Origin of the sequence: Algibacter ulvanivorans (genome assembly GCF_048381495.1) — a bacterium.
Taxonomy (GTDB): domain Bacteria; phylum Bacteroidota; class Bacteroidia; order Flavobacteriales; family Flavobacteriaceae; genus Algibacter_B; species Algibacter_B ulvanivorans.
In genome coordinates this window covers 563,202-587,700 of sequence record NZ_JBLWGD010000002.1, presented here as the reverse complement: position 1 = coordinate 587,700, position 24,499 = coordinate 563,202, and the positions used below count along the sequence as shown (strand labels likewise).

At 32.0% G+C, this 24,499-nt stretch carries 25 protein-coding genes; 5 read left to right on the top strand and 20 right to left on the bottom strand.

Features of this window, described 5'->3' with window-relative positions:
* Positions 1 to 117: 117 nt before the first annotated feature.
* Positions 118 to 573, bottom strand: a complete 456-nt coding sequence (locus ACNG5D_RS08085; protein WP_418182994.1) for a hypothetical protein — start codon at positions 571 to 573, stop codon at positions 118 to 120.
* Between the two features lie 944 nt (positions 574 to 1,517).
* Here ACNG5D_RS08085 and ACNG5D_RS08080 point away from each other — a divergent pair.
* The 3 genes from ACNG5D_RS08080 (at position 1,518) to ACNG5D_RS08070 (ending at position 3,758) form a co-directional block, all read left to right on the top strand.
* Entirely contained in the window at positions 1,518 to 2,129 is a 612-nt protein-coding gene (locus ACNG5D_RS08080) for a YqaA family protein (RefSeq protein ID WP_418182993.1), read from the top strand.
* 89 nt (positions 2,130 to 2,218) lie between these two features.
* Complete coding sequence (locus tag ACNG5D_RS08075) at positions 2,219 to 2,509, top strand: DUF3817 domain-containing protein (RefSeq protein WP_418182992.1); 291 nt, start codon at positions 2,219 to 2,221, stop codon at positions 2,507 to 2,509.
* A 1-nt stretch (position 2,510) separates the two neighbouring features.
* Positions 2,511 to 3,758 (top strand): mechanosensitive ion channel family protein, encoded by a 1,248-nt coding sequence (locus ACNG5D_RS08070; protein ID WP_418182991.1) that lies wholly within the window; start codon positions 2,511 to 2,513, stop codon positions 3,756 to 3,758.
* A 62-nt stretch (positions 3,759 to 3,820) separates the two neighbouring features.
* On the opposite strand, the gene leuB is transcribed toward ACNG5D_RS08070, so the two are convergent.
* The 6 genes from leuB to ACNG5D_RS08040 form a co-directional block, all read right to left on the bottom strand.
* Entirely contained in the window at positions 3,821 to 4,876 is a 1,056-nt protein-coding gene (gene leuB, locus ACNG5D_RS08065) for a 3-isopropylmalate dehydrogenase (protein WP_418182990.1), read from the bottom strand.
* Positions 4,877 to 5,023: 147 nt separating this feature from the next.
* Complete coding sequence (locus ACNG5D_RS08060; RefSeq protein WP_418182989.1) at positions 5,024 to 6,544, bottom strand: alpha-isopropylmalate synthase regulatory domain-containing protein; 1,521 nt, start codon at positions 6,542 to 6,544, stop codon at positions 5,024 to 5,026.
* 3 nt (positions 6,545 to 6,547) lie between these two features.
* Entirely contained in the window at positions 6,548 to 7,144 is a 597-nt protein-coding gene (gene leuD / locus ACNG5D_RS08055; protein ID WP_418182988.1) for a 3-isopropylmalate dehydratase small subunit, read from the bottom strand.
* A 103-nt stretch (positions 7,145 to 7,247) separates the two neighbouring features.
* Positions 7,248 to 8,642: a 3-isopropylmalate dehydratase large subunit gene (leuC, locus tag ACNG5D_RS08050; protein ID WP_418182987.1), complete on the bottom strand. Its 1,395-nt coding sequence runs from the start codon at positions 8,640 to 8,642 to the stop codon at positions 7,248 to 7,250.
* Between the two features lie 179 nt (positions 8,643 to 8,821).
* Positions 8,822 to 9,205, bottom strand: coding sequence for an acyl-CoA thioesterase (locus ACNG5D_RS08045; RefSeq protein ID WP_418182986.1), 384 nt, complete (start codon positions 9,203 to 9,205; stop codon positions 8,822 to 8,824).
* Positions 9,206 to 9,208: 3 nt separating this feature from the next.
* Positions 9,209 to 10,096 (bottom strand): DUF72 domain-containing protein, encoded by an 888-nt coding sequence (locus ACNG5D_RS08040; protein WP_418182985.1) that lies wholly within the window; start codon positions 10,094 to 10,096, stop codon positions 9,209 to 9,211.
* Positions 10,097 to 10,218: 122 nt separating this feature from the next.
* Here ACNG5D_RS08040 and ACNG5D_RS08035 point away from each other — a divergent pair, with 122 nt between their 5' ends.
* Positions 10,219 to 10,635: a glyoxalase gene (locus ACNG5D_RS08035; RefSeq protein ID WP_418182984.1), complete on the top strand. Its 417-nt coding sequence runs from the start codon at positions 10,219 to 10,221 to the stop codon at positions 10,633 to 10,635.
* Here the strand turns inward: ACNG5D_RS08035 and ACNG5D_RS08030 are convergent, their stop codons facing one another.
* Together ACNG5D_RS08030 and ACNG5D_RS08025 are read right to left on the bottom strand one after the other, a co-directional pair.
* A complete protein-coding gene (locus tag ACNG5D_RS08030) occupies positions 10,636 to 11,319 on the bottom strand; it encodes a DUF2461 domain-containing protein (RefSeq protein WP_418182983.1) in 684 nt (227 codons plus the stop codon). It lies immediately after the preceding gene.
* Between the two features lie 90 nt (positions 11,320 to 11,409).
* Complete coding sequence (locus tag ACNG5D_RS08025) at positions 11,410 to 12,186, bottom strand: tRNA pseudouridine synthase A (RefSeq protein WP_418182982.1); 777 nt, start codon at positions 12,184 to 12,186, stop codon at positions 11,410 to 11,412.
* 98 nt (positions 12,187 to 12,284) lie between these two features.
* Between ACNG5D_RS08025 and ACNG5D_RS08020 the strand changes: the two genes are divergently transcribed.
* Positions 12,285 to 12,704, top strand: a complete 420-nt coding sequence (locus ACNG5D_RS08020) for a hypothetical protein (protein WP_418182981.1) — start codon at positions 12,285 to 12,287, stop codon at positions 12,702 to 12,704.
* 77 nt (positions 12,705 to 12,781) lie between these two features.
* Here ACNG5D_RS08020 and ACNG5D_RS08015 read toward each other — a convergent pair whose 3' ends face one another.
* The 11 genes from ACNG5D_RS08015 to hisG form a co-directional block, all read right to left on the bottom strand.
* The gene (locus ACNG5D_RS08015; protein ID WP_418182980.1) at positions 12,782 to 13,951 is read right to left on the bottom strand and encodes a hypothetical protein; all 1,170 of its coding nucleotides are present in this window, start codon (positions 13,949 to 13,951) and stop codon (positions 12,782 to 12,784) included.
* On the bottom strand, positions 13,951 to 15,798 hold the full coding sequence (locus tag ACNG5D_RS08010) for a WG repeat-containing protein (RefSeq protein ID WP_418182979.1): 1,848 nt from the start codon (positions 15,796 to 15,798) through the stop codon (positions 13,951 to 13,953). Before ACNG5D_RS08010 ends, ACNG5D_RS08015 begins: the two co-directional genes overlap by 1 nt.
* A gap of 24 nt (positions 15,799 to 15,822) precedes the next feature.
* On the bottom strand, positions 15,823 to 17,076 hold the full coding sequence (locus ACNG5D_RS08005; protein ID WP_418182978.1) for a hypothetical protein: 1,254 nt from the start codon (positions 17,074 to 17,076) through the stop codon (positions 15,823 to 15,825).
* 239 nt (positions 17,077 to 17,315) lie between these two features.
* Positions 17,316 to 17,909: a bifunctional phosphoribosyl-AMP cyclohydrolase/phosphoribosyl-ATP diphosphatase HisIE gene (hisIE, locus tag ACNG5D_RS08000; RefSeq protein ID WP_418182977.1), complete on the bottom strand. Its 594-nt coding sequence runs from the start codon at positions 17,907 to 17,909 to the stop codon at positions 17,316 to 17,318.
* A gap of 43 nt (positions 17,910 to 17,952) precedes the next feature.
* Positions 17,953 to 18,708, bottom strand: a complete 756-nt coding sequence (hisF, locus tag ACNG5D_RS07995) for an imidazole glycerol phosphate synthase subunit HisF (RefSeq protein ID WP_418182976.1) — start codon at positions 18,706 to 18,708, stop codon at positions 17,953 to 17,955.
* A gap of 30 nt (positions 18,709 to 18,738) precedes the next feature.
* Positions 18,739 to 19,473 carry a 1-(5-phosphoribosyl)-5-[(5-phosphoribosylamino)methylideneamino]imidazole-4-carboxamide isomerase gene (gene hisA, locus ACNG5D_RS07990; protein WP_418182975.1) on the bottom strand — a complete coding sequence of 245 codons (735 nt, stop codon included), beginning with the start codon at positions 19,471 to 19,473 and terminating at the stop codon, positions 18,739 to 18,741.
* 9 nt (positions 19,474 to 19,482) lie between these two features.
* On the bottom strand, positions 19,483 to 20,070 hold the full coding sequence (hisH, locus tag ACNG5D_RS07985) for an imidazole glycerol phosphate synthase subunit HisH (protein ID WP_418182974.1): 588 nt from the start codon (positions 20,068 to 20,070) through the stop codon (positions 19,483 to 19,485).
* Positions 20,070 to 21,206: a bifunctional histidinol-phosphatase/imidazoleglycerol-phosphate dehydratase HisB gene (hisB, locus tag ACNG5D_RS07980; protein WP_418182973.1), complete on the bottom strand. Its 1,137-nt coding sequence runs from the start codon at positions 21,204 to 21,206 to the stop codon at positions 20,070 to 20,072. Before hisB ends, hisH begins: the two co-directional genes overlap by 1 nt.
* A 10-nt stretch (positions 21,207 to 21,216) precedes the next feature.
* Complete coding sequence (gene hisC, locus ACNG5D_RS07975) at positions 21,217 to 22,269, bottom strand: histidinol-phosphate transaminase (RefSeq protein ID WP_418182972.1); 1,053 nt, start codon at positions 22,267 to 22,269, stop codon at positions 21,217 to 21,219.
* Positions 22,266 to 23,549: a histidinol dehydrogenase gene (gene hisD, locus ACNG5D_RS07970; protein WP_418182971.1), complete on the bottom strand. Its 1,284-nt coding sequence runs from the start codon at positions 23,547 to 23,549 to the stop codon at positions 22,266 to 22,268. Before hisD ends, hisC begins: the two co-directional genes overlap by 4 nt.
* A gap of 56 nt (positions 23,550 to 23,605) precedes the next feature.
* Positions 23,606 to 24,463 (bottom strand): ATP phosphoribosyltransferase, encoded by an 858-nt coding sequence (gene hisG, locus ACNG5D_RS07965; RefSeq protein ID WP_418182970.1) that lies wholly within the window; start codon positions 24,461 to 24,463, stop codon positions 23,606 to 23,608.
* Between the last annotated feature and the right edge of the window lie 36 nt (positions 24,464 to 24,499).

Genomic DNA, 24,499 nt, shown 5'->3' with positions numbered 1-24,499 from the left:
GTTTCCTAAAATATAGCGTAACGAGCCGTAATTGTTTCCAAAAGTTTATGCAGTCATGATTTTTTTGTTTCTTTTTTTATCCAAGAAAAAAAGAAAGGAATTTTCAATTCCTAATCACTATTTTTTATCTAAAAGGTAACAATCAAAGAAAGTATCATTATTGAAAACTCCCATTTCAAATGCTTGCTCACAAATAGCTAATTTAGTTTCTGAGTCAAAATCAGTTTGGTTCATTCTTTCTGCTTCCGAAATGTAATCTAACCACATTCGTAAATCAATTATATCTTGATTTTCGTATAGGATTTTTGTAATTTTCAAATCAGTCTCAGAAGTTTTAATTAAAACTGTCCACTTTTCAAATCCAGCCATTTGAGCTATGACATGTTGAGCCTTCATTAGAGTAAAATTTTCTTCATCAAGATTGTAATCGTAAATAACTAATTCAATATCGAAATGCTTTGGCTCATATTCATATGATAATTTGCCAAATTCATTGTTAAAAACAAGTTTTCTAGTTTTAAAATCTCTGTGTAAGTTTTTAGATTGAAGTTTAAAGAAATCAATAGTATTCATAATATAATCCTTTGTTCAAAGATTATTATCCAAGAGATTGTGCGTTCGTATACTTTTGTCGGATAATAAGCCTTGATGGTTTATATTATCAATTATGGTTGATGAAATCTTTGCACGAACGAGCAGGCATACCATAAGAACCTTTCCAAATTTAAACAATTTGTTTGAGTTAATTTTAAGACTGAATGTTTTTTTATCAACAAATAGGTGAGCTATAAAGATTTAAATTCTATTTTACATAATATTAATAGTTACAATTAAAAAAGTTTAAATAATAACGAGAATAGAATAAGTGCTTAGAATTTTATCATTACTCACATATTTAATTATTTGCAGAAACTTCAAATGTGTTCGTGAATCTCCTAAAAAGTCGATTTCATAAAATTTAAGCTCTTATGGCAAGTCACGAGAATCGTGTAAAAAAAATATTACCTATAAATACCCAATTACGAGAATTATGATAACATCTAAAAGCTAGCTTTTTTTTGGCGCTGGCAAAGCGGTTGGAAATTGTGTTTAAAAATAAATGCCATATAAGGCATTTAAATTTTTAAAAAGCAATCGAGCGCATTGGCATGCGGCAATTTGACATAACGACAAATTATAATACAAATTTGTAAACGTGAAGTTTCTCGTGAATCGCTTATTTAAAAAAACTTGAACAATTGTACAGAATATTAAAATTATACGAGAAGTAAATCGATAATGTTTAATGACCCAAGTACTAAGGCTTCTTGTGGAAACGAGACTTTCTGGGATATTTTACATAATACTACATTATAACTATCAAATTTTAATGGAGTGAATTTGTATTATAATTTATATTATGTAAAATAGAAAATCATTTAACCTCTTATCATGTTAAATTTCATATAAAATTAAAACATTAACATGTTCATATTAAAATCTAGCATTATCTTTGTTTCCCCTTTATTTATAATAGAATGAAACCTAAACAAAAAGAAAAAAAAACACGTTTGCAATTATTGCACCAGTATTATAACTATACAGGGTTTTATAAATTTGTTTGGGAAGCTGTAAAAAAATCGTTGCCATATATTATAGCTATAGTTGTTGCTATTTATGCTATAAATCATTTTTTCAATATTAACGAAGCTTTAGTTCGTTTAACCGAAATACTACCAGCTTATGGTGTATTAAGTTTCTTTTTTGTTTCCGAAACACTTTTAGGTCTTGTTCCTCCAGAAATATTTATTGCTTGGGCGGGTAAAATGTACAACCCTTGGTTTTATTTATCGCTTTTAGCTGTTTTGTCTTACGGAGGCGGTTTACTTTCCTATTGGATGGGGCGTTCAATTACAAAAATGCCATCGGTACATAATTACCTAGAAACTAAAATGGAAAAACAGCTAAAAAACTCAAAAAAATGGGGCGGTTTTTTAATAATGGTTGGTGCTGTATTGCCACTACCCTTTTCAATAGCTTGTTTAGCTGCAGGAATTATAGAATTCCCTTTTAAAAACGTAATGCTTTATGGAGCTTTAAGGTTTGTGCGTTTTGCAATTTATGGACTTATTATTTTTAACGTTCTATAAATTTAATAATCTATATTTAAGTAATTATTTCTTTATAAATCAGACAAAAAGTTCTTTTTCTGGTTTATTTTTACATAAAAAATAATAGTATGCTTTCATCATTAAATATTTTTAGAATAGTAGCGCTTTTAGAAGGGGTTTCATATATCCTTTTGTTATTTATTGCAACACCAATTAAATACCTATTAAACGACCCACAATATGTAAAAATGTTAGGTATGCCTCATGGTATCTTATTTGTAGCTTATGTAGCCATGGCAGTATTATTTAAAAAAGAGTTTTCGTGGTCTAATAAAGAGTTTTTAATTGTTGTTCTAGCTTCTATTATTCCGTTTGGCACCTTTTATATTGATAAAAAGTATTTAAAGCCAGCTAAGTAAAATGGAAAACTTAAAGCATTTGGCTTACGATTATTTGATTGATTTGGGCATTTCTGAGCAAGCGGCTCAGTATTTAAACATGGGGATTCTACTCGTAGCTTTATTATTAATTATTGTTATTGTCGATGTAATAATTAGAAGACTTCTAATAGGTACATTTACACAATTTGCATCACGAACAAAAACCAATTTCGACGACCTTTTAATTACCAACAAAGTTCCTAGAAATATTGCACACATTATTCCGCTTTTAATCGCTTTAGAGTTTGTGCCCGATGTATTTTCAGATTTCTATAATTTTGAAATTATTATAGAAAAAGGCCTTAAAGTATTTGCTATTTTATTAACGCTTTGGGTAGCAAGAAGCCTTTTAAATACCTTAAAAGATTACTTAAAAACTTTAGCCCGTTTTAAAGATAAACCCATTGATAGTTATATACAGGTATTTATGATATTTGCTTGGTTAGGCGGTATTATGTCTGCCATAGCAATAATAACTAATATACCATTCTTAAAATTTGTAACCGGAATGGGAGCCATTTCTGCGGTTGTTATTTTAGTTTTTAAAGATACTATTTTGGGGTTTGTTGCCAGCATTCAAGTATCTATAAACGATATGGTTAGAATTGGCGATTGGATAACTTTCCAGAAGTATGGAGCCGATGGCGATGTTACCGAAATTAATTTAGCCACCGTAAAAGTTCAAAATTTCGATAAAACCATTACCACAATACCAACATATGCCTTAATTTCAGATTCGTTTAAAAACTGGCGAGGTATGACGAGTTCTAACGGACGCCGTATAAAAAGAGCGTTATATATTAAACAAGATGGTGTAAAATACCTAACCACTACAGAGGTTAATAAACTTAAAGACATACAATTAATTTCATCATATTTAGAAAACAGACAAAGCGATATTTCAAAATATAACACCGAAAATAATGTAAATAAAACCTTGTTGCTTAACGGCAGAAATATGACAAATCTTGGGGTTTTTAGAAAGTATATTGATGCTTATCTAAACCACCATTCGGCCATAAATAAAGACATGATGATTATGGCACGCCAATTAGCACCAACAACACAAGGCATTCCGTTAGAAATTTATGCCTTTAGTAGTGATAAACGATGGGAAAATTACGAATATATAATTTCAGACATCTTCGATCATTTAATAGCTGCACTTCCCTATTTCGATTTAGAAGTTTTTGAGCTTCCAAGTCATTCAAGTTTTCATAAAGTATAAAACAATAAAAACCCTGTAAATTTTAAATTTACAGGGTTTTAAAAATATGTTATAATCTAAATTTAGATATTAGCAGCTAACCAATCTCCAACTTCTTTAGTACCATAAGCTTTTCCGCCGTCGGCCAAATCTTCAGTAACAATACCTTTATTTAAAGCCTCATTAACAACATTTCTAATGGCCTTACCTTCCTCTTGTAAACCAAAGTTTTCAAACATCATAGCGGCAGATAAAACAGTAGCCATTGGGTTTGCAATATTTAAACCTGTAGCTTGCGGATAAGATCCATGAATAGGCTCAAATAAACCAATATCAGATCCTAAAGATGCCGATGGCATTAATCCCATAGATCCAGAAATAACAGAAGCTTCATCTGTTAAAATGTCTCCAAATAAGTTTTCAGTAATTAAAACATCGTAGCTATTTGGCCATTGTACCAAACGCATAGCAACAGCATCAACAAACTCATAACTTACTTCAACCTCAGGATAATCTTTTTCCATAGCTTGAACAGTTTCTCTCCAAAGTCTAGAAGTTTCTAATACATTAGCTTTATCAACACAACACAGTTTTTTACCACGCGTCATGGCTAATTCAAAACCTTTTTTAGCTAGACGTTGTACTTCTTCACGCGTGTAAACACAGTTGTCAAAAGCAGTTTCTCCACCTTCTCTTCTACCCTTTTCACCAAAGTAAATACCACCAGTTAATTCACGTAAAAACACTAAATCTGTACCTTCAATACGTTCTTTTTTTAAAGGCGACTTTTCTAATAAAGATGGAAAAGTAAACGTTGGGCGTACATTAGCAAATAAACCTAAAGCCTTTCTCATTTTTAATAAACCTTGCTCTGGTCTTACCTTTGCAGAAGGATCATTATCAAAACGAGGATGTCCAATAGCTCCAAATAATACAGCATCAGCACTTTTACAAATCTCGTGCGTTTCATCAGGATAAGGTTCGCCAACCGCATCAATAGCAGCAGCACCAGTTAATGCAGGTTTCCAAGTAATTTCGTGTCCAAATTTAGCAGCCACAGCATCACTTACTTTTACAGCTTGATCTATAACTTCTGGTCCAATTCCGTCTCCGGCTAAAAGGGCAATATTAAATTTCATGTTTATTTATTTTAATCTTTATATTCTATAATTTTAATTGTATGGGCGTTACCCCAAGGGTCGGGCTTTCACTACTCGCTGCCTCCTAAGGTCGGCGAGCTCAAACACACCGTTCAATCCCTAACGCAAAATAGTTAGCAAATAAGTTTAACTAACAATTATATTCAGCATTTTTTCGGTTGCTTTTATGGCCGAAACGGTTTGGTCACTATCCAAACCACGTGTTTTAAACTCTTTTTCGGCATTTTTCCAAGTAATAATGGTTTCGCATAACGCATCCGAGTTACTACCAGGAGGTATTCTAACCGCATAATCTATCAAATTAGGCAAAACTATTTTCTTACTTTTAAAAATATTTTTTATCGCATTCATAAAAGCATCAAACTGTCCGTCGCCTTGTGCATGCTCTTCAAAAGTTTCATTTTCAATGGTTAACGATACTGTGGTTGATGGTTTTAAACCTTTAGAGTGTGTTAAAACATAAGCATTAACGGTTACCTTTTCTTCATAAGTTCTATCTAAAACATCCGAAATAATATAAGGTAAATCCTCTTTGGTAACCACTTGCTTTTTATCGCCTAACTCAATAATACGTTGCGTTACCTTCTTTAAATCTTCATCGTTAAGCTGAAGCCCTAATTGTTGTAAGTTTTTTTGAATATTGGCTTTTCCAGACGATTTTCCTAATGCATATTGGCGTGTTCTACCAAAACGCTCGGGCATTAAATCGCTAAAGTATAAGTTGTTTTTATTATCTCCATCGGCATGTATGCCAGCTGTTTGTGTAAAAACATTAGCACCAACAATAGGCTTGTTAGCAGGAATCATAACTCCAGAAAAGTTTTCAACCAATTTACTAACCGTGTAAAGTACTTTTTCGTTTACACCAACTTTTATTTCTGGCATAAAATCGTTTATAACAGCAATAGTACTAGACATAGGCGCATTACCAGCACGTTCGCCCATACCATTTACTGTTAAATGTAAACCATCTGCACCAGCCTTTAAGGCTTCCATAACGTTCGATACGCTTAAATCGTAATCGTTATGCGCATGAAAATCGAAATGTAAGTCTGGATAAGTGTCTTTAATTTCTTTTATAAAATTGTAAGATTCTTTAGGTGTTAAAACGCCCAAAGTATCTGGCAGCATTATTCTAGCAACATTTTGAGTTTGCAAAAAGGCTAAAAACTCAAAAACATAGGCTTTAGAGTTTCGCATACCATTGCTCCAATCTTCTAAATAAACATTGGTAGTAATGCCATTTTTAGTGGCTAGTAAAATAGCTTCTTCAATTTCTTTAAAGTGCTGATTTGCAGTTTTTTTTAGTTGATGAGTTAAATGATTTAATGAGCCTTTAGTGAGCAGGTTTTGTACTTTAGCTCCAGCCTCAATCATCCAATTAATAGAAATGCCTTTATCAACAAAAGTGAGTACTTCTATTTTGTTAATATAATTATTATCAGAAGCCCAATGTGTTATATCTTTTACAGCTTGAAACTCGCCTTGCGATACTCTTGCCGAAGCAATTTCAATGCGATCAACTTTTAATTCTTCAAGTAAAAGCTTAGCAATAGTTAGTTTTTCTGAAGCAGAAAACGACACCGTCGAGGTTTGCTCACCATCGCGCAATGTCGTATCCATTATTTCTATATGTTTTATACTCATATTTTAGAAAGGGCGAGATTCTGTAAATGTTTCTATCTCACTTTTCATGTTTTGTAAATAGTCTATATCATCAAAACCATTTAACATGTTTCCTTTTTTATAGCCATTAATATCAAAAGATTCTTGAGTTCCTGATGATAATAATGTAATTGTTTGAGCCTCTAAATTAATTTCCAATTCGGTATTTGGGTCGGCATAAATAGCTTCAAAAATTTCATTTGAAAATTCTGGACTAATTTGCACCGGTAAAACACCAATATTTAAACAGTTATTTTTAAAAATATCTGCAAAAAAGCTAGAAACCACACAACGGAAACCGTAATCGTAAACTGCCCAAGCAGCATGCTCTCTAGACGATCCAGAACCAAAATTCTTTCCTCCTACTAATATTTTTCCTTTGTAAATAGGGTTGTTTAAAACAAAATCTTGTTTAGGTGTGTCGTCACCATTAAATCTCCAATCGCGAAATAAGTTGTCTCCAAATCCTTCGCGTTTAGTTGCTTTTAAAAAGCGTGCTGGTATAATTTGATCGGTATCTACATTCTCAATAGGCAAAGGAACTGCAGTACTTGTTAATGTTGTAAATTTATCGTAAGCCATTTTATTTTGCTTTTGGCCTCTAGCTTCTGGCTATTGGCAAGTTTTATAATTTGATTAGCGTTATATATTGCTAAAGGCTAACAGCCAATAGCTAACAGCTATTTTAAAGTAATTCTCTTGGATCGGTTACTACGCCTGTAACAGCGGCAGCGGCAGCAACCAATGGGCTAGCTAATAAAGTTCTAGAACCTGGCCCTTGACGCCCTTCAAAGTTTCTGTTTGATGTACTTACGGCGTATTTACCAGCAGGTACTTTATCATCATTCATAGCTAAACAAGCCGAGCAACCTGGTTCTCTTAAAACAAAACCTGCTTGTTCAAAAATATCTAGTAAGCCTTCTTCTTTAATTTTAGCTTCAACAACGTGAGATCCTGGTACTAACCAAGCGGTTACGTTATCGGCCTTTTTTCTGCCTTTTACAATAGATGCAAATGCTCTAAAATCTTCAATACGCCCATTAGTACAACTGCCAATAAATACGTAATCGATTTTCTTTCCAATCATTTGGTCATTTTCTGCATATCCCATGTAAGCTAAAGACTTATCGTAAGTTGCTTTACCTCCTTCAACCGATTCTGCTGTTGGAATGTTGTTTGAAATACCAATGCCCATTCCTGGATTTGTACCGTAAGTAATCATAGGTTCAATATCGCTAGCATTAAAAGTTATTTCTTTATCAAAAACAGCATCGTCGTCAGTTTTTAAAGTCTTCCAATATGCCATGGCTTTATCCCATTCTGCACCTTTAGGTGTTTTTGGGCGCCCTTTAATATAATCGAATGTTTTTTGGTCTGGGGCAACCATACCACCACGTGCACCCATCTCGATAGATAGATTACAAACCGTCATACGGCCTTCCATAGTCATGTTTTCAAAAACATCGCCAGCATATTCTACAAAATATCCGGTAGCTCCAGAAGTTGTTAATTTAGATATGATATATAAACCTACATCTTTAGGTGTTACTCCTTTGTTTAATGCACCATTTACACTTATGCGCATTTTTTTAGGTTTAGGTTGCATAATACATTGTGTGGTTAACACCATTTCTACTTCCGATGTACCAATACCAAATGCAATAGCACCAAAAGCACCGTGTGTAGATGTATGCGAATCTCCACATACTATGGTAGCTCCAGGAAGTGTTATACCATTTTCTGGTCCTACAACGTGAACAATACCATTGTTTTCATGACCTAAACCCCAATGACTAATACCGTATTTATTGGCGTTATTTTCTAATGTTTTTAATTGATTAGCAGATAACGGATCTTGTACTGGTAAATGCTGGTTTATAGTTGGTGTATTATGGTCTGCAACAGCAAATGTACGTTCAGGATATAAAACGCTTAAGCCTCTGCTTTCTAACCCAACAAATGCTACAGGGCTTGTAACTTCGTGAATTAAGTGGCGGTCTATATATAATACATCTGGTCCATCTTCAATGTTTCGCACAACATGCGAATCCCATACTTTGTCAAACAATGATTTGCTCATAAATAATTTAAATTTAAAAAAGGTTTACAAATTTAAATTTTATTACAGATAATTGAAACTTAACACCTCATTGATATTTTATTTTTATAAAATATCCAATACAAGCATAATTAATTGCATTATTTTCAATGAAAACAAAAAAATGGCTATAATTTTTAAAGAAACATTAGCGCATTAATTTATAATCTGTCTTTTACAAATTCTACTTGTGTTTTTCCATGAGGTAAAACTTTACCATCGGGTCCAATATTTACCATAACAATATTAGATATGGTTATTATGGTTTCTCGCGTTCTCATGTTTCTAACTTCGCATGCTAGAGTTAAGGATGCGGTTCCAAATTTTATGGCTTCTATACCAATTTCAACAACATCGCCTTGTTTTGCAGAAGCTTTAAAGTCTATTTCACTTATATACTTGGTTACTACCTTTTGGTTTTCTAACTGAACAATGGAATACAATGCTGCTTCTTCATCAATCCACTCTAATAATCGGCCACCAAATAATGTGCCGTTTGCATTTAAATCTTCGGGTTTAATCCATTTTCTTGTATGAAATCTCATGTGTTATAATAATTTTTGTTGTTTATCTTCATTAGGTATGGTTAAATTATAGCCTAATTCAGCATTTAGTTTTTTTATAAAGTAGGCCGATAGCAAAGGAGATTCTTTTTCGATATTTTGGTGAACAAAAAAGTTTATTTCTTTAACGCCTTGGTCTTTCCATAGTTTTAAGCGCTCTATCCAATCATCTAAACGCGAATAATCTGTTTTATGATTGGCGCCTACATAACGTACAAAAGCAGTAGCATTGGTTAATCGCATATGCATTAAATCTCTTCTGCCTGCAGTATCTACAATTATGTTTGAAATATTATTAGCCTCTAAAAGTTGATATAAATCTTCTGCAATTGCTTTGTTATTATACCAATTAGTGTGTCTAAACTCTATAGCTAATGGTATTTCTTTAGGCCAGTTTTCAACAAATTTTATAACTCTATTAAAGTCTTTTGGAGCAAAATTAGAATGTAATTGTAAAAATATAGTGCCTAATTTTTCTTTTAAATTGGAAGCATTATACAAATAATTATTAACAACTTCTTGGGTTTCATTTAAACGTTTCCAATGACTAATTTCTTGGTTTAATTTTGGAAAAAACTTAAAACCTTTAGGTGTTTTTTCTCTCCATTTTAAAAATTGTTCTGCAGGAAAAATTCTGTAAAACGTCGCATTCATTTCAATAGCGTTAAATTGTGATGAATAATAGGCTAACTCATCTTTTGTACCTCTTGGATAAAAGCCTTTAAGATCTGCTCTATTCCATTTGGCACACCCTACATAAATTTCTGGAACATTATCATCTTTAAATTTTTTTAGTACTCGTTTTGTATCTGGATGATCTTTAGGAAATGAAAAATCTATTAATTCTGGATGGTCTACGCTTCCAAACTTCATGTGTCGTTATTTTATTCAAAGGTAAAAAAAAGTTAAATGTTGATAACCTAGTTAACAATTATAAATAGATTCGCTTAAAACAAGATGTTTATTCAATATTTTTATTGAAAATCTACAATATTATGGACTCTAGAGCATTGAATCTTAGAAGTATTCGCCCAGACATTTTAAGTACAACAATTAATGATAATATGAGTAGCGACGAGCGTTTTCAGAATTTGGTATTACGCCCTATTATTAAATTACAGCACGATTTACTTATTGCTGTGTTTAAAAACTACATAAAAAAGCATAAGTCTGTGTTTTATGATTTGTCTTTAGAAAAACGAATGGTTTATATTGAAAATGCTATTCAAAAAGATATGAAACTTCGTAACTCTATGAAAGGTATGATTATAGGGTTGTTTACCGTTGAAGAATATACGCTTTATATTCAAAACTCTTCGGCTTTAAATAAACGCATGATGAATATTGTGAAAGAGCGCTTATTAAGCCATATACAAGTTTTTGAAAAACCAGAAATGCTTACTGCTGTTTAACTAATCTATTAAAGATACTCCATTTAGATCTGTAGTTAATACATCGCTCATATAATTAAAAAACGGTCGAATGGCTTTAAATGCAACATCTACTTCATTTAAAAATTGAGCATCTAAAACTTCTTTATCTGTAAAGTTTTTAGTGAATATAAATTGTTTCTTTTTTATTAAATCTATAGCCTTATCGTCTTTACTAAAGCCTCTCGGAGCAGATTTTACTTCGTCGCCTACAAAGGTATTTCCCCAAATGGTATTAAACTTTTTATTAGCTAGTATGTCTCTAATTTCAGAGTCGTCCATTTCAAACTCTTTTCTAATACGCAATAAATCTTCTTTGGCAGGCTCCCAAAATCCGGTGGCAATAAAGCTTTTATTATTTGGCTGTATGTGTAAATAATAACCGCCTCTTAACTTAGGTTTTGTTCTATGAAACGAGCCTCCAAAATGTGTTTTATAGGGTAGTTTATTTTTTGAGAAGCGTACATCTCGATAAATTCTAAATATTTTTAATTTATCGATATCGTCATGTTTATTTAGGTTTTCTAGAATACTATTGTATACTATTTTTACCTCTTTTTCAATAGTTTTAAATTCTGGTTTGTTTTCGTTAAACCAATCGCGATTATTATTTTTTTCTAATTTTTTAAAAAATGTAAAAACAGATTTTGGAATTGTTGTACTCATACCATTTTTTTAAGGATGAATCTAAAATACAAAAAGTCCAGAATGCATCGTGATTTTTTTTAAATTCTTAACAAGAAAATAATTTTACGTTTATTCAAATTCTATAGCATTAAGAATTAAACCAGAGGCCGGTGCTATGTAATTCATTTTTATATTGTTATCTGCTTTTAAGCTTTCTTGAATGTCTTTGATTGATAGTTTACCTTTGCCTAAATCAATTAATGTACCCATCATTAACCTAATTTGATTACGCATAAACCCTTTGCCTCTAACTCTTAAAATATAAGATTGTTTAGGAAAATAATTGGCTTTGTATATCGTGTTTTCAACCAATTCGCAGGTTAAAATTGTTCGTGTATAAATGCCGTTATCTGTAGGTTTGTAGCAATACGTTTTTAAGTAATTTTCGCCTTCAAAAAGTTTTGCTCCTTTTTTCATTATATCGATATCTAAATCATCAAGAATGGTTGTCATTATTGGTGCGCAAAAGGGATGGCATTTTTCACCGTAAGTAAATAAGTATAAATATTCCTTTATTTTTGAATGATTAATAATATTAAATTGAGCATCAACTTCTTTTATTGATAGTGCTCTAATATCTTGCGGCAAATTGGTATTAAACAGCTTTAAAAAGGCGTCTTCATTTTCAATGGGTTCTTTTAAAAACAACTCGAAATAAGCACTTTCTGCCGATACCATAGCATCTGTTCTGCCAGAGCTTAAACTTTTAAAATACTTACCTTCTAGTATAAAGTTTAATGTTCTATCTACCATTAAATGTAAGGTTTTTACTTGAGGTTGTTTTTGCCAACCATGAAAACGATAACCTAAATATTGAATGTTTAAAACGTAATAATATTTCTTCATTTTTTGAAATAAAAATAGATTTTGAAAATAGGTTTTTTATTGAATGTGACAAAAAAATTATACATTGTAATACTAATTACTAACTAAAAACTAAAATTATGACAAACACATTAACTAACAAGCCACCGTTTTGGTTTTGGCTTGTAAGCGTTATTGCGCTTATTTGGAATGGTATGGGTGTAAATGCTTATTTACAACAAGCTTATAATACAGAGAGTTATCGGGCTATGTATAGCGACGAACAATTAGAAATTGCAGCTAATATGCCTACTTGGGTTACTGCTGCGTTTGCTATTGCCGTATTTGCTGGTGCTTTAGCGGCCATTGGGCTTTTATTAAGAAAAAGTTGGTCTGTTAAATTATGGCTATTGTCTTTAATTGCTGTTATAGCTCAAATGGGTTATATTGTATTTAATGGTTATGAATCTAGTATGGTCATGACTATTATGATAATAATTTTTGCTTTAATATTTGTTTTGTTTTCCAGAATGAGTAAAGCTAAAGGATGGTTATTATAACCTCCTAACTTTATAGATTTAAAATAAAAAGGCATTAGATTAAAATCTAATGCCTCTTATTTACTAAGCCAGAGTTATTAATCTATTTGCCTAATTAACATACCTGGGTAAAAATTGCCTTTACCACTAAATTGGGTTGCTCCCTCCTTTTTCTGGGTACCTTTTTCGCCAACATTGTATCTGTTGTCCCAAATTTTTCCTGCAACAACTTTTATTATCCCTTTTCTTTTATACTTTGTAGTGCCTGTTTCTTCATTATATATTTTTTCAAGAACTTCAAATTTTTCACCTCCTTTTAAACCTTCTTTCATGCCAATTTGAGCGGTTAAAGGTTCTGTACTTATAAGAGGAGAAACAACCCTAAAGATTTCGAATTCTTTTTGAAGATTTGCGTAAACTTCATCAAAATGACGGGTTACAATTTCAAAAAAGCGATCTTTATCTTCAATTCTTCTTGGTAATCGTGCGCTAAAATGCCTTCTGTCTGGTAATTCTAGAATGGGTTCTTGACGGGTAACTTTAATAATGTTTGTGTGCGATTGGGCGCCTATAAATTCTAAATTAAAAAGGTCTAACTCTTTAAAAGCTTTTCGCTTTTTAAAATCAAACTTACCTCTTGGTATCCAATAATTATTATAAAACTTTATTGCTTTTTCGTTATTCCAATCTAATTTATATAGCCTTACTTGCGAACCGATAACAAATTTTTTATGATTACCGTTAACATACATTAAACCAAGAACAACAAACGTGTTTTTAATTAGGTTTTCGCCAGCATCAGCAATACTAGCTCGTCCTCTCGTGGTGTTTTCTGCCAGATCAGATTCTAATTGAGAGGCATTATAAAAACCTCGTTGGGCTACAACGCTCATATCGAAGGTGCCATCTCTTTTTCTGCTAAACCATGTTTCTATAAGTTTATTTTCAAGATTAGATTCATCGATATAATTTTGAAACAGTTTGTCTAAGTCTGGCTCTACATTAAGCTGCGAATAATTTTGCATTAATTGTAGAAAATTAGTGCCTTCTGTTTTAGAATTATTATGATTGTTGTACTTGTCTGGAAAAGGTATGTCGTTTAATATATCAGGGATAATATGACTAAAATCTTTATCTAAATATATTAAATCTAGATACAAAGAACTCCTCATATAGTCTACCTTAGCGTCGTTTTCATTTTGAGCTAATAAAGTAGCAGCACATAAAAATAAAAAGTAAAGTATTATGTATGTTTTTTTATTTAACATTATTTATCTGCTATAATTTGTTCACTCCATAATCTTTCTAACCAAACGTTTCCGTTTTGATCGATAAACTGAAGTTTGTTTTTCTTTTTTACTAAGGCTAATTTTTTGCCTTCTAATAAATGAAAAAACACTTCGTTTGTATCAAAAGTAATATCAAGTGTACTAACATTCATGTCGCCAACAGGAATTAAATTTAATTGTTTTGGCGAATAGTAGTATTTAAAAATTTCTGTAGCATCAAAAAAAGGCTCGGCGTAATCGTATTCTAACGCTATTACTTCTTCACCTTTATTATTAATAAACCCATACTTTTCTGATTCTGCAGATCCAATGGCAACAGCAGCTAGACCTTGCGAAAATAATTGCCCTATATTATACTTGTAATCAATAACCAGATCTCCCGCTTCATTAATATAACCTGTTTTACCTTCTTTAGTCATTACAGCAGCCATACCTTCGCTAAAATCTTTTGCAAATGCAAAATCTTTTTCAAAAACATCATTAAGGTCATGATCATAATATCGAACTTTCCCTTTTTTAGTTACAAGAGGCATGTATTTATGCTTAAAACTAGGGTAAGTAATGGTAAAATCTGGAAATGCTGCTTTTTTTGATGTGGTTTGTACAGATCTAGATAACATTTTATCTAGTCGTGCATTATATACTCTAGCTTTGCCACGTAGGTCTCCTCCATCAAAAATTACAAACTCGTCAGGATCAAAAGCTCTACCTAATAGGCTATGCTCGAACGGAATAACAGTTTCCAATTGCTTATTTATAACACCATAGCCTTTACCAGCTTTACCAGCAATAGAATATTCGTTATAAAAAGGTTCTAGAGCAGGATATGAATTTATTGGGATTATTTCATTTCCTTTTTGATCTAACATTCCAAAATCTGAAGGTAGACTTGCCATATATTGATTTACTAAATAATCTTTTGGCCTTACTAAAATTTTTCCATCATGGTAGGTTGAAACAATAGCATAAACATCTTCGTTTATAACACTTTCGCCAGTTTCTACAGAAATGGCTCCGAAATTACCGTCGCGAAAAATTGGATATCTGCTTCCGTCTGAAAAAATATATTTTTGGTCGTAACCCGTAATTGTATTAGCATCTATACGCTCTCCTTTTTCATTAATAATACCGTATACAATTTGTTTATCATAATTAAGTTCTTTTAATTGTACTGCAGCATACCCACTTTGAAAAGGAAATACTGTAGCTATACTTTGCGGTAGTTTTTTTGTGACCTTGCCTAGCGGATTAATTAGTTCTTTATCGCCACTAATTTTATTTTCTACATAAGCAATACCATTTTCGAAATGGCTAGCAACTTTGTATTTAAACGGAATTATTATTTCGCCAGCTTTATTAATATAACCGCACCAAGCATATTTAGGAGCAAAACCAACGGGATAAAGCCCGCTATGCTGCTCCCAATTATATGGCAAACCATTTTTTGTAGCATTAGCCGCTAGGTTAACTAAATAGCTTTTAACGTTTTTAATTTCTTCTTCTAAATCGGTTTTTATGCTTTGTATTTCTGGATAATTTTCATGGTTATCTTTAGCATATTCTATATATTTAGCAATATGCCTGTTGGCTTCAAAATAGTTTTCTAGCCCTATCCAAGACATGACGTATACATATTCTATATCGGCATCAGAAATATCTGTTCCAAGAGATAGAAAATAATTTAACTGCGCTAACGCATTTTCATATTGCCCATCATTTAAAAGTTGCTTAGCATCATTTAAAAATAAGTCTCGATCACTTTCCTGTGCATTACTGTTTAATATAACACAAAAAGTTAAAGTTATAATTGCAAGTAGTTTTTTCATTGTTACGAACTTACTTTATAAATATTAAAGCTTAACAGTCCATTTTTCTGAAGCGCTATCTAAATCATACATTACAACTTTATCCTTTTTTATCACAAAAATATTTGTATTATTATAAACTTGTGCGTGTACTCCGCCTTCTACAACAAGTACAGGTTCTCCACTCATATCTTTGTCGTTAAAGAAAAGTATGTTATTATTTTCAGGTAAATACTTTTGGTCTAGCCATTTTTTGTGTTCTACTTGATAGGCGTCTAGTTGTGCCTGGTATTCTTTTAACTTTTTCTTAGCTCCAAAAGCTCCTATTTTAGGTTGTGGAGGCATTTCTGGTTTTGGTTGTTTAAAAGTTGTTACTGTTTTTGCAAACACATACTTATCACTATCAACAAAAGAAAGTGGATATTGCGATCCAGCAGATTGTGTTCCTTTATAAGTAGTAATTACACGTCTTAATTTATTATTACAAATAACAGTTGTTGTTTCGTCTATATTGTTAGGGTTAGTAGCATAAAATGTTAGAGCAAATAAATCGCCTCCAATTATAGATGGTGCGTTACCTTTACCTACCAAATCTTTAAGTTTTGGGTTAAATTTTAGTGGTGTTTGAGTATCATAAGATTTAACTATGTTTTTATTTTCTCTGCCTTTAAGCTCTATAGCTCCATCGGTAAGGTTTATAAACCATAAATTATCATCGCTTTGTAATGCAAACGGATATTTATCGGTCATAACATAACTACCGTATTCTGTTAATGCTTTAGTATCAAAACTATATTGAACATAAGGTTTTGGTGCCTGAACCAATTTGTTCATTTTATTCGCAATCTTTAGTTGTTTTAATGGCTTAGTAGTTCTTGCCATTTCTTTTTGTACTTCAACTAGTTCTTTATGATAAGTCCATAAAGCAATACCTTTATTGTTTACTCCAGAAGGAATAATATTAATGTTATAATCTATGTTGGCTATAACTTCTTCGTTTTCATAAACACGTTGTTCTTCTATAATTTTTCCGGTTGAAATATTACCTTTATAAATAAAATGACGTGTTTGTATATAGAATATATCAGTTTCTTTATCAATACTTACAAAAAAAATAGGCTCGCTTACAGTTGCTTTGCTTACTAACTCACCGCTTTCGCCTTTTAAAAATGCGACAGTATCACTTTTAGAATATTGGTAGGCAACAAGCAAATCCATCGACGATGAAGCATATTGTGCATTAGTAATTGAAAATAGTAGCGTAAATAAAGCTATAAAAAGTATTCTTACTTTACTCATGGTTTTAAAATTTTTGGTTTATAGTTATTAAAAAACTAATAAAGCAATAAAATTTTTAAAACGATAGTTTTGTAATCTTTTTTATAATAAAAAAATCAAAAAATATGCATTTCATCGATGTTTCTGGTTTTTTTAGCGTTATTTTATGCCTTTCGTGGATTTTTTACGCATTATAAGAGTTTTTAATTTTAGATAGAGATTTTACTGTTTTAAAATAAAATGTAACTATTATTTCTGTCTTATTTATGCCTTCCTTTAAGCTCCTCTTCTATGTCTTTTAAGGTAAATCCTTTTGCTTGTAATAGCATAAGGTAATGAAACATTAAATCGGCAGATTCGTATAGAAATAGCTCGTCATTATTATCTAAGGCTTCAATTACAGTTTCTACAGCTTCCTCACCTACTTTTTGAGCGACTTTATTAATGCCTTTTGAAAATAAACTTGCTACATAAGATTTTTTGGTGTCTTTATTTGCAATACGTTCTGTAATAACATCTTCAAGTGTAGAAAAGAAACCGTAATTTGGTTTATTATCTTCTCCCCAGCAATTACCAGTTCCTTTATGGCAAGTTGGTCCAACAGGATTTACTTGAATTAAAAGCGAATCGTTATCGCAGTCGTTTTTTATATTTACCAAATTTAAAAAGTTACCACTTTCTTCGCCTTTTGTCCATAAACGCTGTTTGCTTCTGCTAAAAAAAGTAACTTGCTTTGTTGTTATTGTTTTTTGGTAAGCTTCCTCATTCATATACCCTAACATTAATACGTTTTTTGTTGTAACGTCTTGAATAATAGCAGGAACTAAACCGTTTGAATCAAATTTTATTGTCATAGTCTTATTTTATATGAAGCTGAACATGTACTTATTAAAACAACTACAGTCGTACTTCTATATTATTAGCTTTTAGCTCTTTTTTTAATTTAGGAATTGGAATTTCACCAAAATGAAAAACACTTGCAGCCAAAGCAGCATCTGATTTTCCTTCTATAAATGTATCTATAAAATGCTGTACGTTTCCTGCGCCACCAGATGCTATAATTGGAATGTTTAATGTTTCTGATAGTTTAGCTAAAGCATTATTTGCAAATCCATCTTTTGTACCGTCATGATCCATAGAAGTAAATAAAATTTCGCCAGCACCTCGGGTTTCAACCTCTTTAGCCCAATCAAACAAATCGATATTGGTAGGAATACTTCCGCCTGCTAAATGTACTTTCCATTGTCCATTTACTTGCTTTGCATCGATGGCAACTACAACGCATTGACTACCAAATTTATTTGATAATTCGTTTATCAATTCGGGTCTTTTTACTGCCGATGAGTTAATTGAGACTTTGTCTGCTCCGCATTGTAATAAAGCATCTACGTGTTCTATACTAGAAATACCTCCACCTACAGTAAATGGTATATTAACCTGTTCTGCTACATGTAACACCATATCTAAAGTCGTACCGCGACCTTCTAGGGTTGCTGCAATATCTAGAAAAACCAGTTCGTCTGCACCTTGCTGCGCGTATTGTTTTGCTAGTTCTACAGGGTCTCCAGCATCACGCAAATCAACAAAATTTACACCTTTAACTGTACGCCCATTTTTAATATCTAAACACGGTATAATTCTTTTTGTAAGCATTTTTTATACTTTTTGCTATTAAAATAATGGTTATACAAATTTTTCTAATTGGTGAAGTTTAATTCTGTTTTCATAAATAGCTTTACCAATTATAACACCTTCGCAACCTAATTCAATTAATTTTGGTAACTCATCAATATGAGAAATACCTCCCGAAGCAATTAATTTTACAGATTGGTTTTTACTACTATTGCTACAAGCCTCTATAATATTTTTATATAAGTTGAAAGCTGGGCCTTCAAGCATACCATCTTTTGAAATATCTGTACAAATAACATACTTAATACCTTTTTTTTGATATGCTTTTATAAAGGGAATAACATCTTCTTTACTTTGTTCCATCCATCCGCTTATAGATACTTTTCCTGCATCGCTATCGGCTCCTAAAATAATTTTATTGCCACCATATTTATCTATCCAGCCTTGAAAAGTTTCGGGATCTTTAACAGCAATACTACCGCCAGTTACTTGTTTTGCTCCAGAATTAAATGCTATATGTAAATCTTCATTAGATTTTAAACCACCTCCAAAATCTATTTTTAATTTAGTTTTTGATGCGATTTGCTCTAAAACTTTATAGTTTACAATATGTTTGGCTTTAGCGCCATCTAAATCTACAAGGTGTAAATATTCAATGCCAGAGGCTTCAAACATTTTTGCTACTTCTAGTGGATTTTCATTATATACTTTTTTAGTATCGTAATCACCTTTAGTTAAGCGAACACATTTTCCGTCTATAATATCTATTGCTGGTATTATTCTCATTTTTTAATATTAAATATTCAAGTTTAAAAAATTCTTTAATATTTTTTCTCCTGCTAAACTACTCTTTTCTGGATGAAATTGCACACCATAAAAGTTTTTATGTTGTAAAGCTGATGCGTAATTAAGTCCGTAATCTGTTTTCGCTATAGTTTCGTTGCAATGTTCTGCATAATAGCTGTGTACCAAATACATATATTCGTTTTCTTTGATACCTTTAAATAAATCGGATTTTAAATCTTTTATAACATTCCACCCCATTTGCGGTACTTTTACATGGTTTTTAAAACGTTTTACGTGGGTTTGAAAAATGCCCAAACCATTTGTATTGCCTTCTTCAGTATGTTTACAAAGTAATTGCATACCTAAACAAATACCTAAAACGGGTTGCTTTAAAGTTGGTATTATTTTATCTAACCCAGTTTCTTTAAGCATTTTCATGGCAGAGCTAGCTTCACCAACACCAGGGAAAATAATTTTATCGGCAGCTTTAATTTCATCAGGATTATTAGATAAAATAGCCTCGACACCTAAACGTTTAAATGCAAACTGAATACTTTTTATGTTTCCAGCACCGTAATTAATAATAACTAACTTCATTAAAGCAAACCTTTAGTTGATGGTAAAAACATTTTATTAGCATCTCTTTTTACAGCCATTTTCATAGCTTTAGCAAAGGCTTTAAAAATGCCTTCAATTTTATGGTGTTCGTTTACACCCTCTGCTTTTATGTTTAAATTACATTTAGCGCCATCTGTAAACGATTTAAATAGATGAAAAAACATTTCGGTAGGCATATCTCCTATTTTTTCACGTTTAAAATCGGCGTCCCACTCTAGCCAGTTTCTACCGCCAAAATCTACCGCTACCTGAGCTAAACAATCGTCCATTGGCAAGCAAAATCCGTAACGTTCTATGCCTAGTTTATTACCTAAAGCTTTATTAAATAACTCTCCCAAGGCAATCATGGTGTCTTCAATGGTATGGTGTTCGTCGACTTCTAAGTCGCCATTTACTTTCACAGTTAAATCCATAGCGCCATGACGCCCAATTTGATCTAACATATGATCAAAGAACGATAAACCTGTATTGATGTTATTCTTGCCAGAACCATCTAAATTTAGTTTTATATATATCTGGGTTTCATTGGTGTTACGTGTTATTTCTTCAATACGATTTTTAAGTTTTAAAAACTCATATATTTCGGCCCAATCTGTACTTGTAAGTGCAATGCTTTTTAAAATATCTTGCTTTGATGTTTCAATTTCATCTGCTCCTAAATCTGGATCTTCAGATAAAAATATACCTTTAGAACCTAAATTTTTAGCCAGCTCCATGTCGGTAATTCTATCGCCTAAAACAAAAGAGTTTTCTAAGTCATAGTCTTCAGAAAAATATTTGGTTAATAAACCTGTTCTTGGTTTTCGTGTATTTGCATTTTCGTGCGGAAACGTTTTATCTATATGCACTTCAGAGAACACAACACCTTCTTTGGCAAAGGCATTAATTATTTTATTTTGTGCAGGCCAGAATGTGTTTTCTGGGAAGCTATCTGTACCTAAGCCATCTTGATTGGTTACCATAACTAACTCGTAATCTAACTCATTGGCTATTTTAGCCATGTATTGAAATACTTTTGGGTAGTATTCTAGTTTTTCTAGACTATCTAGTTGATAATCTACTGGTGGCTCTAAAACTAATGTGCCGTCTCGGTCTATAAAAAGTACTTTTTTCATATTTATGCTTTTAGCTTTTTGCTAACTGCTTTAAAGCAGAAATTAATGTTTTATTTTCGGTTTTAGTTCCAACTGTAAAACGTAATGTGTTTTCGCAAAGTGGTTGTGTGGTTCGGTTTCTTATTACAATACCTTTTTCTATTAACTCGTTGTATCGTTTTGTTGCATTGTCTACTCTGGCCAAAACAAAATTAGCTTCGGTAGGGAAAATGGTTTTTACAAAAGGGATGGTTTTTAAAGCTTCAATTAGCGTTTCGCGTTCTTCTAATATTAATTTTACTTCTTTATTTAAAGTTTCTATACTCGAAACACGCTTTAACGCACGCTTTTGTGTTAGCTCATTAACGTTATATGGTGGTTTAATTTTATTTAAAATTGAAATAATTTCTGCGGAAGCATAACATAAACCTAAACGAATTCCTGCTAAACCATAAGCTTTGGAAAGCGTTTGAGTTACAATTAAATTTGGATAATTATTTAATTCTGAAATCCAACTACTTTGATTTGAAAAATCGATGTAAGCTTCATCAATAACAACTAAGCCGTTAAAATTTTTAAGTAATAATTTAATGTTTTCTGAAGCTATAAGGTTGCCTGTTGGATTATTAGGCGAACAAATAAAAAGCATTTTTGAGTTTTCATCAATAACTTTTAATATGGCATCAACATTTGGTTGAAAATTTGTGTTTAACTCAACTTTTCGTTCTTCAACTTCGTTTAAATTAGATAAAACGGTGTACATACCGTATGTTGGTGGTAAAGTGATGATGTTATCTTGCTTTGGCTCGCAAAAGGCTCTGAATAATAAATCTAGAACTTCATCGCTTCCGTTACCTAGTAAAATTTGATTTTCGGGAACGTTTTTTTGCTCTGATAAAACCGATTTTAATGACCGCTGTAAAGGATCGGGGTAACGATTTACTCCATTTTCAAACGGATTTTCGTTGGCATCTAAAAAAATCATTTTAGAACCATCTGAAACATATTCGTCTCGGGCAGAACTGTAAGCTTTCATAGCCTTTACGTTCTCTCTAATTATATTTTGAATGTTAAAAGTTTTCATTTTAAATCTTTTAAACGCATAGTTACCGCGTTTTTATGTGCTTGTAAACCTTCGGCTTCTGCCATTAACTCTATAGTTTCACCAATATTTAAGATGCCTTCTTTAGATATTTTTTGAAACGTCATGCTCTTTAAAAAACTATCTAAATTCACTCCAGAATAAGCTTTAGAAAACCCATTTGTTGGTAGTGTATGGTTGGTTCCAGAAGCGTAATCGCCAGCGCTTTCTGGTGTATAATCGCCAATAAAAATAGAGCCAGCATTGTTTATTCCGTTTACATAAAAATCTTCATTTTTAGAGCAAATAATAAAGTGTTCTGGACCATATTCGTTAATTAATTCTAAGGCTATGGTATCGTTTTCTACATAAATTAACTTTGAGTTTGCTATGGCTTTTTCGGCTATAGCTTTTCGCGGAAGTAATTTTAATTGCTTTTCAACTTCATCAGACACCTTATTAATTAACGTGTTTGATGTTGCTACTAGAATAACTTGACTATCTGCTCCATGTTCTGCCTGGCTTAACAAATCTGAAGCTATATATGCTGCATTGGCGGTTTGGTCTGCAACCACCAACAACTCGCTTGGCCCTGCCGGCATATCGATAGCAACACCGTATTTTGTTGCTAGTTGCTTAGCAACAGTTACATATTGGTTTCCTGGACCAAAGATTTTGTATACTTGTGGTATTGTTTCTGTACCAAATGTTAATCCTGCAATGGCTTGAATACCTCCTACTTTTATAATTTTAGTTACGCCACATAACTGAGCTGCAAATAATATTTCTGGTGCAAGTTCGCCTTTTTTATTTGGTGGCGAACATAAAACAATTTCTTTGCAACCAGCTATTTGAGCCGGAACTGCTAACATTAAAACTGTTGAAAACAATGGTGCCGTGCCACCAGGAATATACAACCCTACTTTTTGTATAGGTCGTTTTTCTTGCCAACATTGCACACCTTTAGTGGTTTCAACTTCAACTTTACTTGTTTTTTGAGCCGAATGAAAAGCTTCAATATTTTGTTTAGCTTGTTTTATGGCTTCCTGAAGTTTTACAGGAACTTGTTTGGTAGCGTTTTCAATTTCTTTTAAAGTTACGGTATTCGAACTTAGGTTAACACCATCAAATTTAGTGGTGTAATTTCGAATAGCATCATCTCCTTTTTGAGAAACTTCATTAAAAATTTGATTAACTATATCTTCTATATCATTAACCGTTTGGGTTGGACGTTTTAAAACTTGTTTCCAACTGGTTTTATTAGGCTTGTTAATTATTTGCATGAATTAAGTGCTTTTATTTCGGCGAAAGCGAAAATTTTAGATAATAATTATACGACTTACAATACCATTTTTTCTATAGGACACACTAATATACCTTGCGCTCCTTTAGCTTTTAAATCGTCTATAACTTCCCAAAATTCATTTTTACTAATTACCGAATGTACAGAGCTCCAGCCTTCTTGGGCTAATGGCAAAACTGTTGGGCTTTTCATACCAGGTAATACACTAATAATTTCTTTTAGCTTATCGTTTGGCGCGTTTAACAATACGTATTTAGAATTTCTGCCTTTTAAAACAGATTGTATTCTAAACTGAATTGTATTTAAAATGGCTTGTTTTTCGGCATTTAAAACTGGTGAAACAGCCAAAACAGCTTCAGATTTTAATAAAACCTCAATTTCTTTTAATCCGTTTTTAAATAAGGTGCTACCACTTGATACTATATCGCAAATACCATCGGCTAAACCAATATTTGGAGCAATTTCTACAGAGCCATTAATTATGTGTAATTGGGCATTTATATTTTGCTCTTTTAAAAACTTTTTTACCGTTTCTGGATATGATGTTGCTATTTTTTTTCCGTTTAGATCTTTTAAAGAATTATCTTTAGAATCTTTTGGAACAGCTATTGAAACTTTGCATTTAGAAAAACCTAAACGTTCTACAAACTTTAAGTCGTTACCTTTTTCAATTAATACGTTTTCGCCAATTATAGCGGCATCAACCACACCATCTTTTAAATATTGCGGAATATCGCCATTTCTTAAATAAAAAACTTCTACTGGGAAATTTCTAGCCGATGCTTTTAATTGGTCTTTACCGTTATCAATAGAAATACCAATGTCTTTTAAAATTTTCATCGAGTCTTCATTTAATCGACCCGATTTTTGTACTGCAATTCTTAGTTTACTCATTTTATAGTTTTTATGAGTTTGAAACAATCTTGTTGG